We start from the raw sequence: 14839 nt of genomic DNA, 5'->3' as shown, positions 1-14839 counted from the left end.
TGATCTGATCAGGAATGGAGCATTTTACGTTCAAGTATTAACTTCATCTGGGCATCCAGTTGGTAAGGCATAGATATGGGATCGGTAACTGCGAATTCCGTATACTCCGTCATATACACCTGGTTTTGCCTCACTGCAGGCATTTCCTGCCACCAGATGCTGCTGGACATATGTTGATACCGCTCCGAATCCAGTACCGTCAGGAACAAGTGGTCTCCTACATAGGATGCAACTTGCTCCTCTGAGATCATGAGATAAGCCTGACGGTCAATTAATTCCTTCTGTATGCGTTCAGGTGCCTGGAGTCCAAGGCCATCATACAGATTGTAGGCTCCCCTGCACCAGTAATTCCCGAACACATAGATTGAGTCGTCGCGTATTTCCATCACAGAGAACGTATCCGTACTCTGAATCATACCTTTCAACCGCGATCTCAGGCGCTGTGCCTTGCGCTCATATTGCTTCATTACCTTCTCCGCTTCAGGCCCCTTACCAAAGACCTCACCAAGTTTCTGTAACAATACGAATGGCTTGTGGTCGTTCTGTGAAAAAATATATGTCGGCGCTATTGGAGACAACGTATCGTACTCCTCCTGATTTCCAACCAGAATCATCTCTGGCTGCAAATAGGAAATTTCCTGCGGGTCCAGCGGTACGCTGTTGACCTTATGGAAACTCGCACTCAACTTGCTTAGGTAATGCTCATTAGCAAGGTTTTTGGCTACCGCTGCTGGGCGGATCCCAAGGGCAAGAAGATGACCGAGGCAACTCATCACACAGATGTTAGACGAACTTTGCCGATGGTTAAGAATGAACTGGCCCGGGGAGATTCCTTCCACCTGTTTAAATCGCCGATTGAAATAGTATTCATCCCGATATCCTACCAGAGCGGCCACATCCTTCATACGCTCCCCGCGTAATAACAGTTGTTTGGCATGTTCCATCCGCAGAGTTGTCATATAATCCGACAGATTCGTTCCTGTCAGCTGCCTGAACCAATGGGTAAACCTTCGCTTGCTAATCCTGGCCTGATCTGCCAGCTCATCCACGGTAATTTCCTCGTTATAGCGGCCTTTTAACTGCGTAATGATCTCCGATATGTTCGCTCTCGTATGCTCACTGGAGACTTCTCCTTCGTGCTCATGGGTATCTTTCAGTACCATGCTCATCAATCTCTGAAACTGGGTGTGAATGCCGGCTCGTTGTTTGCGATCCTGCGCCATACGATGGTTTTCAATGGCCCGGATTCGCTTCACTATAGATCGAAATCCGGCCGTATCCGTTTCGCGGGTCTCTATAAGGGAAGGGGACATTTGGCGCTCAGGATCATGCAATGTAAATGCGATTAACCAAACGGATAACAACGCCTCTTCATTCATCCGAATCTCTACAGTGTGTCCCGCATTGATGACCAGGGGCACCCCATATTGCAGTTCATTTATCTTACCATCGCAAATGAGCAGACCTTCCCCCTCCTCGACCACAATCATGAGGTCGGTGGTTAGCGTTTGTCGTGGAATACCATCATTAAGCGATAGATGTTGTAGAGCCAACCCGTGAAGTTCGTAATAAATGTGGGGAACAACGTACCGGGTTTTGAGATGAGTCAGATCCACAGCTAGCTCTCCTTTTTTCTGATAACCATTATCAATTAGAGTCATCATAACCCAACTCTTCCTTGGTTATCAATGGCCGAAACTTGCCCACAACCAGCCTATTAATGCAAAAAAAACGTCCTAATATTCCATTGAATGCATCCTTGAACGGCTTTACACTTGGTTTATTGATAATGATTATCAGTAAATGTTTAACCATACAGGGGGATATTCATGATACACAAAATGTCGAGATTCATCACGTTGCTCACCTTATGTTTGATTGTATTGGTTGCAACAGCTTGCGGTAAAACAGCCGATACAACAAGCAATACAGAACAGACCACCAGCCAAACTGAGGAAAAAGGAACCCAAATGGCGACCGATGCCTATGGTAACCAGGTGGAGATTCCCATAGCGCCCAAACGTATCGTATACACGGACAACACCGTTGGGGATCTGTTGATTTTTGGTATCAAGCCTGTAGGTGTGGTACAGCAAGGTCTGCAATACGCGACGTATAAAGACGAACTGAAAGATGTTGCAGATATCGGCTGGCCGCCAAGTCCGGAGAAGATTGTGGAACTTCAGCCCGATCTGATTATTACATCAACTCCCGACCAAAAGCAGAATGAGACGCTCTCCAAGATCGCTCCGGTTATCCTGACCAATGAATGGGACCCTATGCCTGATCGGATCAAGCGGCTGGGCGAATGGCTCGGCAACAAGCAACTACCTGAAGAATTCCTTGCACGTCATGAAGCTGAGATTGTGAAGATGTGGACCGCATTGCAGCAGGATGGCACCATTCAGAAGGACGAGACGGCATCCGTATTTCAATACATGATTGGCCAGAAAAGATTGAGTGTGTACACGACCAGTTACCTGACCGGTTTTGTCTATAACAAGGATGGATTCAAGCCAACCACAGCGATTCAGAAAATGATTGATAACCCGGATGACTATGGCTATGCCGATATTTCCACCGAACAGCTGCCCGAAATTGCCGGAGACCGCATTTTCATTGTGTATTACAGTGACGAAGAATTGAAAGAAGTTGAGAACATGACCAAGGGTCCCGTATGGAGCCAACTGCCCGCTATCAAAGCCGGTAAAGTATATTTCGTGAATGGTGGGCTAGGTATATCAACAGATCCGCTGGCGAGGGAAGAACTGATCAAACAACTTCCTGTGATGCTCAAAAAATAAAGGGTTTCTGCCCAACGAATCATGGAGGTTAGCGATGAAAGATTCACTTGAACGATATGATGTGACCATCATCGGCGGAGGACCCGCCGGGTTATACACGGCTTTTTATAGCGGAATGAGAGAACTGAAGACCAAGGTCATAGAAGCACAGGATGAACTGGGCGGAAGAGTCCTGACCTATCCTGAGAAAATGATATGGGATGTCGGGGCCATGCCCCCAATTCGTGGGGAACAACTCATTGCCCAGTTGATTGGACAAGCCCGCACATTTGATCCAACGATTGTGCTCGGCCAGCGGATTGTCGGCATGGAGCGCCAGGAAGATGGAACCATCCTGCTCACCGCTGATCATGGCCAGCAACATCTGACCAGGACCGTTATTCTGGCCATTGGCTATGGCGAGCGCCAGAACGTCAAGCTTGAGATTGAAGGAGCCGATCGCTTCGAGGTGACCAACCTGCACTACACGGTTCAGGAGTTGGAACGATTCCGGGATCAGCGGGTATTAATTTCGGGTGGAGGCGATTCCGCTGTCGACTGGGCCAATGAGTTGCAGTCCATTGCCAGCAGCGTAACGATCGTTCATCGCCGGGATCATTTTGGCGGTCTGGAGCGAAGTGTTACGATGATGAAGAACTCCTCCGTCCAGATTCGGACACCCTATACTATTGAAGCGCTCCACAGCAGCGACGGGACACAAATTGATCGTGTATCCCTCCTCCATACGGAGACGTCAGAGCGAGAGCAGTTGGAGGTTGATGCGGTCATCGTCAATCACGGCATGAAGTGTAACTATGGTTCCATCCGGAATTGGGGTCTGGATCTAGGTGAATGGAACCTGGAGGTGGGAGCCGAGATGACCACCAACATTCCCGGTGTGTTCGCTGCAGGCGATTTTGTAGCCTATGATAGTAAAGTTGAATTACTGGCAGGCACTTTTACCAGTGGTATTCTTGCACTAAACAGTGCCAAGCGATATATACAACCAGATGCTTCACTAATGGCCTATGTATCTTCACACAATGAGCTGTTCAAAGAGAAAAACCGGGCTTTGGGTGTTGTTGAGGAAGAAGTTTAAACATATAGAGACACGCGTAGAGACTACTCTCATCACTCCCTATGGAATTTCCAAGGAATGATTCAGAGTGGTCTCTTTTATTTGTCATTTTGTGGTTTACATTTACCAAATGTTTATCTAGTATTAACTCCAATGACACATATCTTTACATAACACTAGATCACAAGGGAGATTACAACATGCGCAAATTTTCGCCAAAACGTTACGCCGGATGGCCCTTATCCTTCCTCTTATGTGCCTCCATCCTCTTCGCACCTTTTGCCTCCACTCCGGCTCAGGCTGCTGAAGCAGACAAGGAAACCAAGATTACGTTGCTGGGAACATCGGATATTCATGGCCGATTTATGCCGTGGGACTATGCCCTGGATGGTCCGAATCCGACAGGCAGCATGACGCAGTTGTACACGATTGTAAAAAAAGTACGTGCTGATAATCCGAATACGATTCTGCTGGATGCAGGCGACATGATTCAGGACAACTCGGCTGAACTGTTCAACGATCAACCTCAATCTCCCATGATGGTCGCAATGAACGAAATGAAATATGACGCATGGGTCATGGGGAATCATGAATTTAACTTTGGTTTGGACGTATTAGAGAAAATTTCCTCACAGTTCAAGGGACAACCCTTGGTAGGTAACATTTTCAAAGAAAACGGCGACCGCTACATGCCTGCTTATACGATTATTGAGAAAGATGGTATCAAGGTTGGTGTCATCGGAATGAACACGCCTATGATTACGGAGTTCGAGAAAGGTACGGATCACCTGAATGGCATCATTGTCAAAGATCCTGTAGAAGAGACCAAGAAGGCCATCGCTGAGCTGAAAGGCAAAGTGGATGTCATGGTTGGACTCATGCATATGGGACTGGATAACGAGAACGGGAACCCGGGCACCGGGGTCACGGATATCGCCAATGCCAACCCGGAGCTGGCTGCCATTTTTGCCGGACACATGCATACCCTGATTGAATCCCAAACGGTTAACGGTGTATTGATCTCCGAGCCGAACAAATATGGTTCACACATTTCACGGATTGACCTCACGTTTGCAAAAGAAGGCGACAAGGTTGTACTGAAAAGCAAGGAAGCGCAAGCACTCGCTGTAAAAGCAGCTGATGGCTCTTATGAAGTGTCCGATCCCGGACTGGAAGATACACTGCATCCGTTCCATGAGTTCGCTCGTGCCGATGCCAACATTGAAGTAGCTGAACTAAAAGGAAGCAACCTGGTGCCAGCAGATGAGATCAAAGGCATTCCTGCTGTGCAGATTCAGGAGACACCACTCTCAGACTTCTTCACTGAAGTCATGCTGCATTATAGCGATGCCGACGTAGTCGCGCACCAGATCGATAACGATAAAGCGAAGCTGGATGTCGGACCGATCAAGAAAAAGGATATTGCGTTCAACTACCAATACACCTTTGGAGAAGTCACAGTATATGAAGTGACCGGACGTGATCTGAAGGATTACATGGAATGGTCTGCGGGTTATTTTAACTCCACACGTCCTGGTGATGTGACGATCAGTTTTGATCCGAAACGACGTTCTTCCAAATACAGCACCGACGATTTCTTCGGTGGAGTGACGTATGAGATTGACCTGACCAAGCCCTACGGCAGTCGGATTACGAACCTCAAATACAGCAATGGCACAGTGGTTAAAGATGACGATACACTCAAGCTCGGCATGAATGCCTACCGGATGGAAGCCCTGATGGCCAAAGGTGGGGCACTGGAAGGACGTAAGTTCAAGCAATTGTGGTCCTCCAAGGATGCTTCAGCATTTGGCGAGATTCAAGGTACGATCCGTAACCTGTCCATTGCTTATCTCAAAGACGTGATGAAGGGCGTTTACGAACCGAAAATCCAGCACAACTGGAAAATCACCGGTGTTGATCTGACAGCACCTGCACGTGCAGATATCGTAGAGCTAATTAATGATGGCATCCTGTCTGTTCCGACAACGGAAGATGGCAAGTATACCAATATTGCGTCCATTAACATTTTGGATACGGTGACTGAAGAAGAAATGACTGCACTTGCCACCAAAGCGAACGTAAGTATGGCGAAATTCTCTGACGTGAAAACCAAAGGTGAGTTCTATCAAGAGCTGAATAAAGCTCGTAAGGCGTCCACTGGCAGTGGTGAGGAAGAGACTACTACACCTGAGAAGCCGACGGCACCAACAGTACCGAAACCAGACACATCGAAACCTGGAAAACCATCGACATCACCAAATACAAGTAAACCGGGTACAGTCGTTAAAGGTAAACAAGCCAAGGTTACTGCGGCCTACCTGAATGTTCGCTCCAGCGCTTCATCCAAAGCCAAAGTGGTTACTGCCGTACCGAAAGGCACCGTCCTTGAGGTACTCAGTACAGATAAGTATGGTTGGGTCAAAGTGAAACTGGACGGACGCGTAGCTTATGTCTACGGAAAATATGTAAGTATGCTGAAATAGATTGCTAGTTGACGACTCTAAGTAATTAATCTATTCATAAGAAAGACCTCTTCCACAATGCATGTGGAAGAGGTCTTTTCCTTTTTGGATGGATTTTAGAACCATACGTTACGTGTTCACCTACTCCTGCGCCAAGCTTCGAACCTTTTTCACAAACTGATCCAGTCTGATTCCATTCGTTTGTTTGGTGAATTCAAGCGCCTCGTTGGAGAACCCCTCATAGGCAGAAAGAACATAATCCCCATCGACGATATAGTACGTGCCATAACGAGAGAAGGAATAACCTCCACGTTGCTCGGACTCTACCCCCTTTTTGATCGCTGTAACTATTCTCTGGCCAGGTTTAAGTTCAGGCTCGATCCCTACAAACGCTGCGTTATAGAACAGAAACGTCTCCTTGGCTACGGCTCCTCCTGCAATCACTTTCTGCACCTTTACTTTATAAGAGATGAACTCAGCTTCGTAGGGAGTCATTCCCGTTGTCTCCTGCTTTTCTGGCATTTCGCCTACGGGTGTATCTGGTTCAGTGGTTACCACCATGCTGAAATTCGGCAAAACGCTCACAACCTCTGCCACAACAACTGCATCTGCGAAGTCCATGATCTCTCTATAGGTCACTTTTTTCATCCATGGAGTCACGAGCGACTGTGACGATAGTGGGTACTCCTCCCTCAGTTCCTGTAACCGATCTTGGGAAACATCTAAAACATCTGATTGATCATCATCTGAGTTAGAAAAAGGGGTTGAGCAACCCAATAGACCTACTGTAAACGTGATTGCAACCAACACACTACACGAAATTGTGTCATGCACCCTTCTCCTCTGCTCATTCACATTCGATTTTGTCATTTCAGGATCTCCCCTTTTCCTCAATAAAATAAAAAACACAGACATCCGTGCCTGTGCAGTTCATTTCGGATATGGGGTGTACCTGAATGCACGCCAAAAAATAGTAGTACACTAAAGAACCACTCTAAACGAGCGTTTCTTTAATGACTAGCGGCATACGTGTAAATAGGCAAACCGATCCCGATGAGCTGCACACAGGCAGAAACACAGCAAGCGCAAACAAACCTTTCGCCATACTATCTCCATCGGATAAAATTTGCCACACGTATACTCCGTTCCGTAAGTTAAACATATGTTAACATATTCCATTTTTCAGTTCCAGCATAAATGGAGGAGTTTTTGTCCTTTTTTCAGCGATGTGCAGGAACCTTGGTGGCTCCAAAACCGTCATACGTGATAGATACATTACAAAGAATGAGGTGATCAACGAATGTCCATTATGCGAAAATTCTCCCTAATGCCACTCATTTTACTTCTGTTAACGCTAGGATGCGCTTCAGAATCAGCAGAAAAGGGGGAGGGCAAGGCTCCTGTTAGCGGGATGATCACGGATTTTGTTGAAGAAAAGGGACAGGTCCTCATCGATAATGAAGAAGATAACGGTAATAAATCAGGACCCATCTTGATTTCACTTCATACGAATGCCGCACTTATCATCAATGGTGAGACTGTCACCGTCCCTTTGGATGGAACATTGGTTGGACGCAGGGCTGAAGTGTGGACAGGTCCGTCTATCGCCAAATCTTCTCCCCCGCAGACCACAGCCTTGAAGATGGTTATTCATTAAAAAAGGTATTGCGACCGATACATTTCGTTTCACGTGGAACGCTTTGATACACCTTCACCTTTTGAAAGTTATGGCAATCAAGTCCAAACAGACACATACCTTTGCCCCGGAAAATAAAATTTGGCATCATTAATGTAAATACTCACAGTAATTACACCGTTAGCGCACCTATATATAGAGTATAATGAAGAGGTATACGATAAATGTACGGTGCAATGCTTGTATGTAAGCACTATTGCGTAATTTGATTTTAAACTCTCCCGTGTACAAGTCGCTTTAAGGAATTATGCAATATGCTCTTGTATTCAAAACTAACGTAAAAGAGGTTAACGATGAGTAAGCAACAATTTAAAGATTATGGTCTTGGCGAAGAGATCGTAAAAGCACTGGATAGCCTGGGCTATGAAACCCCAACTGAGGTTCAAACTAAAGTTATTCCAGTAGCCCTTGAAAATAAAGATCTTGTGGTCAAATCCCAAACAGGCAGTGGGAAAACAGCCGCCTACGGCATTCCAGTCTGTGAACTGGTAGATTGGAACGAAAATAAACCGCAGGCTTTGATTCTCACGCCAACCCGCGAGCTGGCTTTGCAAGTCAATGAAGACATTACCAATATCGGACGCTTTAAGCGTATTAAAGCAACCGCACTATACGGGCAGTCTCCTTTTCATGTTCAAAAAGCCGAGCTAAAACAAAGAACGCATGTCGCTGTAGGCACACCTGGACGGGTATTGGACCATATCGAACGCGGCACCCTGCCACTGGATCGGATCTCCTACCTTGTCATTGACGAGGCCGATGAAATGCTGAACATGGGCTTCATCGAGACGGTACAATCCATTATTCAAGCACTGCCTAGTGAGCGAGTGACGATGTTATTTTCCGCGACGTTCCCTGAAGATGTAGCCAAACTGTCACGCAAATACATGAACAATCCGGTGGAGATTGAGATCAAGGCAAGTGGTCTTACCACAGCCACGATCGAACATGCAGTGATTCACGTACCCGAGGTGAACAAAACGGCGCTGCTTCAGGACCTGTTTATTGTTGAAAATCCAGATAGCTGTATCGTGTTCTGTCGTACGCAGGAGAACGTGGATAAACTGTTCCGGGTCATGGCTGATCTCGATTATCCAGCGGATCGCATCCATGGAGGCATGGAACAAGATGAGCGCATCGAAGTGATGAATGCATTCAGAAGAGGACAATTCCGTTATCTGATTGCAACGGATGTAGCCGCACGCGGGATTGATATCACGAATATTACCCATGTCATCAACTACGATATCCCTTTGGAAAAAGAAGGATACGTACACCGTACAGGCCGTACGGGTCGCGCAGGTAAAACAGGTAAAGCCTTTACTTTGGTTACCCCGAAGGATGGCAGACGTCTGGCCGAGATCGAATCGTATATCGGATTTGATATCCCTGTCGTTAAAGCTCCTTCCGAGGAAGCAGTTGACCGTCGTCGGGAAGAGTTCGAGAAGCGTTTGAAGATCGTGCCTGAACGTAAAAAGGACAAGCGTGAACAGTTGAACCAACAGATCATGAAGCTGAACTTCAACGGAGGCAAGAAGAAAAAACTCCGTGCGGTGGACTTCGTGGGCACCATTGCCAAGATTGAAGGCGTCACTGCAGACGACATCGGAATTATTACCATTCTGGATAATGTAACCGATGTGGAAATTCTGAACGGCAAAGGTCCACTCGTGCTTGAGGTTATGCAGAATACAACGATCAAGAAGATGCAGCTCAAGGTTCGCAAAGGTCATAAATAGATTTTGAACCTGTTTAAATAGAGTATTATTCAATAAGGGATAGTGGCTTATTTATAAGTCTACTATCCTTTTTTTATATATTGAAATGAGGTAAATTACTCGCTATCGCCGCTATATTCGGGATAAAGTTCCATTTGTTCATCAGGGTACACATTGTTCACTTGTACAAGATTCCATTTTTATTACACTAAATATGTAAACGCTTCACAAAGGACCGATATTAGGAGGTGTGTGTAATGGGCAACAGGAAAGCAGTCTGGTTTCTGGTCTTCGCGCTCACGCTAACCATGTTTGGCCTTCATCCCGAACGGACCAGCGCGGCAAGCGTGACGATCACCGACGGTTCCGATTGGCTAGATACCGCAGGCAACCCCATTCAGGCCAATAGCGGAAACATTCTGAAAGTCGGCAGCACGTATTATTGGTACGGCGAACATGCGGTAGGCGGCAAGTTTGACAGCGTTAATGTCTATACTTCAACCGATCTGAAGAACTGGACGTTCAGCAATGCCATCCTCACCAAGGATTCGGCCACCGAGCTGGCCTCCAGCAAAATCGAACGTCCTAAAGTCATCTACAACGCCTCCACGAAGCAGTATGTGTTATGGGCACATTACGAGAACGGTACAGATTACAATCTGGGACGGGTTGCGGTAGCAACCAGCAGTACACCAAACGGTAAATTCACGTATGAGGGAAGTTTTCGGCCTTTGGATTACGAGTCACGCGACATGACTGTTTTTGTTGATACAGACGGTACAGGTTATCTGATCACAGCATCCCGTAAGAATGGCGGGGCCAATGATACCATGGCTATTTTCAAAATGAACGCCAGCTATACCGGTGTGGACTCCTTTGTGGGTTGGCAATTCGAGAACGCCTATCGTGAAGCTCCTGCCGTTGTGAAAAAGGGCAATCGATACTACCTCTTCACCTCCCAGGCTGCTGGCTGGTATCCAAATCAGGGTGCGTATGCAACCGCAACGTCCATGACAGGCACGTGGTCCGCTCTTACCCCTTATGGCAATCCATCGGCCTTCGGCTCCCAGATCCATGATATTGCCACCATTACAGGCAGCAGCACCAAATCCTATATTTATATGGGCGACCGCTGGAATCCACTTAATCTCGGTGAACATAAACATATTTGGCTTCCTTTAACCTTGAACGATTCAAATGGAACCGCCTCACTGGAATGGTACAAAGAGTGGAATATCGATGCTGTAACAGGCACGGTAACGCCACCTTCTCTTGTTAATCACGCCCAAGGCAAAACAGCTACCGCCATTTCCACAGCCTCCGGCTCATCTGCATCCAATGTTAATGACGGCAACTATCAGACTTCTTGGGCAGCATCGTCCAATACTTGGCCAGCCTGGTGGCAGGTCGATTTCGGCGCACCGAAGACCATCACAGAGATCGATATCTCCTGGTTTATGTATAAAGGATCGGAAGGCTATTATAAATACAAAATGGAGATCAGCAACGATGGCGTCAACTACTCCACACTGGATCGAACCAGCAATACCACCTATGGTTTTACGACCGACTCTGTTCATTTTACCGCCCGGTATGTACGTATCAATATGGTCAACGCTGTCCTATGGAACAATCCGGGTAACTGGTACACCCCAACCCTGCATGAGGTCAAAATGTTAGGCCCAGCAACACCTGATGCGACGAATTACAGCCGTTTCAGCTCCTTCAATTATCCGGATCGGTACATCCGTCATTCCAACTTCACTGCACGGATCGATACCAACGTCTCACCTGTACTGGATTCCCAGTTCCGCGTCGTACCCGGCTTGGCCAGCTCTACAGGCATCTCACTGGAGTCTATCAACTTTCCTGGCTACTTCCTGAAGCGCAACGCCAGCAACAAAATCGTACTTGAAGCGTACACAGATACCGCCACCTACAAAGGAGATGCCACTTTCCTGAGCAGCCCCGGCTGGGCTGACAGCTCCAAAGTATCCCTCCAGTCGTACAGCCAGCCCGGATATTACATCCGACATTACGACTACCTATTGCAGCTGGATGCCATCAATGCTTCCATCAGCACAACGGTGAAGGGTGACGCCACGTTTGGGCGGACCGATTTTTAGTTTAGCGATCGGAGATGAGAATGAGCATCCACATCTCGAAAAAAGGCCGCTTCTTCAGAACTCATAACTGAAGACGTGGCCTCTTTCGTCTACTATTCGTCATTATTATCGACTACAGCTGAATACATAAGCGGGCGGCAGGTTACGGTACACCCTTGTCATACTTACGTTTTCGAAAAATTGCTTGAGTAATCCCCGTTTAAGTAACGTGTACTGAAAAGTAATGAATTTGCCATCTTTCTTCAAATATTGCCTTGATTTAGCTAAAATGTCCAGTGATACCTCCGCAGGCAGACTCGCAAAAGGCAGTCCAGATACAATGTAGTCAACCTTATCCAGTCCATATTGTCGTATGTGCTGATCCACATGCACGGCAGAATCATGAATGATGTGTACATTCGGAAGATGACCGTACTTTTTGCGAAGCATACGGCAGAAACGAGCATTATTTTCTATCAGGATCAGGATCGTCCCTGGTTGTATGTTCGCAAGCAGCATTTCCGTAAACACCCCCGTGCCTGACCCATACTCCACAATACATGATGCACGGTCAAATGCGATGTCATTCACCATTTTAGCTGCTAGATATTTTGAGCTGGGGGCAATCGCCCCAATCCATCGGGGACCCTGAATGTATTGCTTCAAAAAAGATAACCACTCCATGCTGTCCGCCCCCCTAAGTTTGATTTCTGAGATCAGTATAGAATCCACATTTGAAGAAACAGTCGATGAAACGATGAAGAATAATGAAGATTGGCGACCTTGGCATGCTATATCATATTCCGGAAGGACAAACCTTGCGAATGCTGCCGGTTAAATGCGTAGAAAACACAAAAAGCCACATTCGATTTCTCGAATGCAGCTCTAAGCCTTTAATCACTTTTTGGAATATACAATTTTCTTGATGCTATCGATGGATAAACAGTATTGCTCTGCGAGCTGATCGATGGTTGATCCCACATCAAAATGCTGGCGGATCTCATCGTTTCGCTCTTGGACAATCCTTCGGCCACCCGAATTCTCGCCCCACTTTTGATGGGTTTCCTTGGGTTTGGGGATATACACCAATCCACCAGGGATGTGGCGCTGTATTTCTTTGAGCAACTCTTCCGGAAAGATCGTGTCTGCGTTAATATATTTCATATTTGCTCCGCTCCTTAAAAGGTAAGATCTTTAAGGCAGCAGAGTCAACCGATGAACACTTGTTATACGCATTATGCGGGTATGGCGGCAATGGAATTCAAGCTCTATACAAACAACCGCCGTTGTTCATCGCATGGACTCTGCATAGAGCGGATCGTGAAACTTCTTATGAATTGAATCATGGTAGCCCCCCATTCGGTGAATCCTATATAAGTTACTTTCATGGTACTCTTATATGTTCCATATGAGAACGCGATATCCTTTTACAACGTACTGTACTGCTTTAAACTCCGTTCCAGCATCTCTCTCACTTGTTGTTGCAGCTCCAGCGGCTCAATCACCTTCACTTCAGGCCCATAGGAGAGCAGCTTCCGCGCTGTAAAAGGAAACTCCTCAGGCGGAACCAGTCCTCGCCATTCATTCCCTTCAACCGACTTGAACAGTACATCGGATCCTGCCAGTCTCGTACCAAAATCCGTAAATTGCAGCACGACTTCTACGCTTCCTCTCTCTTCCTTGAAATTCAGCCACTCTTGCAAACTAGGAACCGACTCGTCGATGGAATCCAGCATAACCAGCTCCTGCATGCGATCCACCCGATACAACAGCACCCGATCCTTCCTCCGGGCTGGCATATACCAATATCCGTGATCGTAATAGATGCCGATGGGGAAGACCTGTACTTTTTTATGTCCCTGCCGGGAATAATATATAAATTCAATCTCTCTTTTCTCTACTGCTGCGCCTAATATTTCTGTTGTTAATGCCTCGGCCTGTACAGCGTGATGTTGAAGGAACGTAATGTGCTGCCTCATCCGTGTAATCAGATCCTGTACATCCTGAGGTAAAGTTGAATAATATTCCTCGGCCAGATGCTCACGAATCGATCCATACGGAAAATCCGGGACGTTCTCCAAATATTCAATCATCATAAACAACCCCAAAGCCTCATGCTGTGTGAGTTGAAGAGGTGGCAAAATGCGATTAGGAAGCACTCGGTAACCCCCGTTCACTCCAACCTCCGTATACAAAGGAAAGCCCAGTTCCTGCAGATCATTCAGATCTCGCTGGATCGTACGGATCGACACCTGGAAACGCTCCGCCAATTCACGAGCCGTAAATTTCTTTCTCGAATCCATGAGTCGCATCAATGCGAGTTTTCGATGATTCATGTTCACCCCACCTAACTACGTCAACTTTTGTCATAGTTGGAGTGTATCATACATTTTAGAAGGGAGCGATTGATATGTCTAACCATAAAGTTGTGTTATATATTGCGATGAGTCTGGATGGATACATTGCAAGACCGGATGGTTCGGTGGATTGGCTGTTCGATGTGGAAGGCGATGGCGCCGATAACGGGTATGGCGAGTTCTATTCAACGATTGGATCGGTGGTTATGGGACGTCTTACGTATGAAGAGGTGCTCAAGCTGTCCGAGGATTTCCCCTATGCGGATCGCCCGACGTATGTACTTTCCCGTTCCAAACAAGCCCCTGCACCCCATGTACAATTTACGGACGAGGCTGTGGAGAACCTGATTACCCGATTGAAGCAAGACTCCAGCGGTGACATTTGGATTGTTGGCGGAGGCCAGCTGGTGCAATCCGTTCTGGAACAACAACTGCTCGATGAGGTTGAGATTGCCATTATTCCTAAGGTTCTTGGCCAAGGAATCCCCCTATTTCCAACAGGGACGGTACCAACCCATTTCAAAATGATTCATACACAGACGCTGGGACAGATCATTTCGATCCGCTATCAGGTACAAGGGAATTAATCGTAGTATAAACATCTCCACCCGATGTATAAGGTGTACCAAAAGAAGAG

General features: G+C 46.8%; 12 protein-coding genes. 7 read left to right on the top strand and 5 right to left on the bottom strand.

The features are described from left to right. Window positions 1-8: 8 nt before the first annotated feature. Window positions 9-1664 (bottom strand): helix-turn-helix domain-containing protein, encoded by a 1656-nt coding sequence (locus tag BMW94_RS02980; protein ID WP_090994345.1) that lies wholly within the window; start codon window positions 1662-1664, stop codon window positions 9-11. Between the two features lie 165 nt (window positions 1665-1829). Between BMW94_RS02980 and BMW94_RS02975 the strand changes: the two genes are divergently transcribed. The 3 genes from BMW94_RS02975 to BMW94_RS02965 all read left to right on the top strand — a co-directional run bounded on the left by BMW94_RS02975 (window position 1830) and on the right by BMW94_RS02965 (window position 6347). Further along, window positions 1830-2804, top strand: a complete 975-nt coding sequence (locus BMW94_RS02975; RefSeq protein WP_090994344.1) for an ABC transporter substrate-binding protein — start codon at window positions 1830-1832, stop codon at window positions 2802-2804. A gap of 34 nt (window positions 2805-2838) precedes the next feature. Further along, window positions 2839-3882, top strand: coding sequence for an NAD(P)/FAD-dependent oxidoreductase (locus BMW94_RS02970; RefSeq protein ID WP_090994342.1), 1044 nt, complete (start codon window positions 2839-2841; stop codon window positions 3880-3882). A gap of 179 nt (window positions 3883-4061) precedes the next feature. Next, complete coding sequence (locus tag BMW94_RS02965; protein ID WP_090994340.1) at window positions 4062-6347, top strand: 5'-nucleotidase C-terminal domain-containing protein; 2286 nt, start codon at window positions 4062-4064, stop codon at window positions 6345-6347. Between the two features lie 120 nt (window positions 6348-6467). On the opposite strand, the gene BMW94_RS02960 is transcribed toward BMW94_RS02965, so the two are convergent. Further along, the gene (locus BMW94_RS02960; protein WP_090994338.1) at window positions 6468-7196 is read right to left on the bottom strand and encodes a hypothetical protein; all 729 of its coding nucleotides are present in this window, start codon (window positions 7194-7196) and stop codon (window positions 6468-6470) included. A 430-nt stretch (window positions 7197-7626) separates the two neighbouring features. On the opposite strand from BMW94_RS02960, the gene BMW94_RS02955 reads away from it, so the two are divergent. The 3 genes from BMW94_RS02955 to BMW94_RS02945 all read left to right on the top strand — a co-directional run bounded on the left by BMW94_RS02955 (window position 7627) and on the right by BMW94_RS02945 (window position 11866). Further along, complete coding sequence (locus BMW94_RS02955) at window positions 7627-7983, top strand: hypothetical protein (RefSeq protein WP_090994335.1); 357 nt, start codon at window positions 7627-7629, stop codon at window positions 7981-7983. 332 nt (window positions 7984-8315) lie between these two features. Further along, window positions 8316-9761 (top strand): DEAD/DEAH box helicase, encoded by a 1446-nt coding sequence (locus tag BMW94_RS02950; RefSeq protein ID WP_090994334.1) that lies wholly within the window; start codon window positions 8316-8318, stop codon window positions 9759-9761. A gap of 287 nt (window positions 9762-10048) precedes the next feature. After that, window positions 10049-11866: an AbfB domain-containing protein gene (locus BMW94_RS02945; RefSeq protein WP_254790115.1), complete on the top strand. Its 1818-nt coding sequence runs from the start codon at window positions 10049-10051 to the stop codon at window positions 11864-11866. A 105-nt stretch (window positions 11867-11971) separates the two neighbouring features. Here the strand turns inward: BMW94_RS02945 and BMW94_RS02940 are convergent, their stop codons facing one another. The 3 genes from BMW94_RS02940 to BMW94_RS02930 all read right to left on the bottom strand — a co-directional run bounded on the left by BMW94_RS02940 (window position 11972) and on the right by BMW94_RS02930 (window position 14181). After that, a complete protein-coding gene (locus tag BMW94_RS02940; protein ID WP_090994330.1) occupies window positions 11972-12529 on the bottom strand; it encodes a class I SAM-dependent methyltransferase in 558 nt (185 codons plus the stop codon). Window positions 12530-12742: 213 nt separating this feature from the next. After that, window positions 12743-13009: a CD3324 family protein gene (locus tag BMW94_RS02935; protein ID WP_090994328.1), complete on the bottom strand. Its 267-nt coding sequence runs from the start codon at window positions 13007-13009 to the stop codon at window positions 12743-12745. A 263-nt stretch (window positions 13010-13272) separates the two neighbouring features. After that, a complete protein-coding gene (locus tag BMW94_RS02930) occupies window positions 13273-14181 on the bottom strand; it encodes a helix-turn-helix transcriptional regulator (protein WP_090994326.1) in 909 nt (302 codons plus the stop codon). Between the two features lie 68 nt (window positions 14182-14249). On the opposite strand from BMW94_RS02930, the gene BMW94_RS02925 reads away from it, so the two are divergent. Further along, complete coding sequence (locus BMW94_RS02925) at window positions 14250-14789, top strand: dihydrofolate reductase family protein (protein ID WP_090994323.1); 540 nt, start codon at window positions 14250-14252, stop codon at window positions 14787-14789. The last annotated feature ends 50 nt before the right edge of the window (window positions 14790-14839 follow it).

This window comes from Paenibacillus sp. OK003 (genome assembly GCF_900109515.1).
GTDB lineage: Bacteria > Bacillota > Bacilli > Paenibacillales > Paenibacillaceae > Paenibacillus > Paenibacillus marchantiae.
The sequence above is the reverse complement of the archived record's forward strand: the minus strand, read 5'-3'. Positions and strand labels throughout refer to the sequence as shown.

Coding starts and splice junctions, on each gene's coding strand:
- BMW94_RS02980 (WP_090994345.1), bottom strand. CDS start 1,664: ATGATGACTCTAATTGATAATGGTTATCAGAAAAAAGGAGAGCTAGCT.
- BMW94_RS02950 (WP_090994334.1), top strand. CDS start 8,316: ATGAGTAAGCAACAATTTAAAGATTATGGTCTTGGCGAAGAGATCGTA.
- BMW94_RS02970 (WP_090994342.1), top strand. CDS start 2,839: ATGAAAGATTCACTTGAACGATATGATGTGACCATCATCGGCGGAGGA.
- BMW94_RS02930 (WP_090994326.1), bottom strand. CDS start 14,181: ATGAATCATCGAAAACTCGCATTGATGCGACTCATGGATTCGAGAAAG.
- BMW94_RS02945 (WP_254790115.1), top strand. CDS start 10,049: ATGTTTGGCCTTCATCCCGAACGGACCAGCGCGGCAAGCGTGACGATC.
- BMW94_RS02975 (WP_090994344.1), top strand. CDS start 1,830: ATGATACACAAAATGTCGAGATTCATCACGTTGCTCACCTTATGTTTG.
- BMW94_RS02960 (WP_090994338.1), bottom strand. CDS start 7,196: ATGACAAAATCGAATGTGAATGAGCAGAGGAGAAGGGTGCATGACACA.
- BMW94_RS02940 (WP_090994330.1), bottom strand. CDS start 12,529: ATGGAGTGGTTATCTTTTTTGAAGCAATACATTCAGGGTCCCCGATGG.
- BMW94_RS02935 (WP_090994328.1), bottom strand. CDS start 13,009: ATGAAATATATTAACGCAGACACGATCTTTCCGGAAGAGTTGCTCAAA.
- BMW94_RS02965 (WP_090994340.1), top strand. CDS start 4,062: ATGCGCAAATTTTCGCCAAAACGTTACGCCGGATGGCCCTTATCCTTC.
- BMW94_RS02955 (WP_090994335.1), top strand. CDS start 7,627: ATGTCCATTATGCGAAAATTCTCCCTAATGCCACTCATTTTACTTCTG.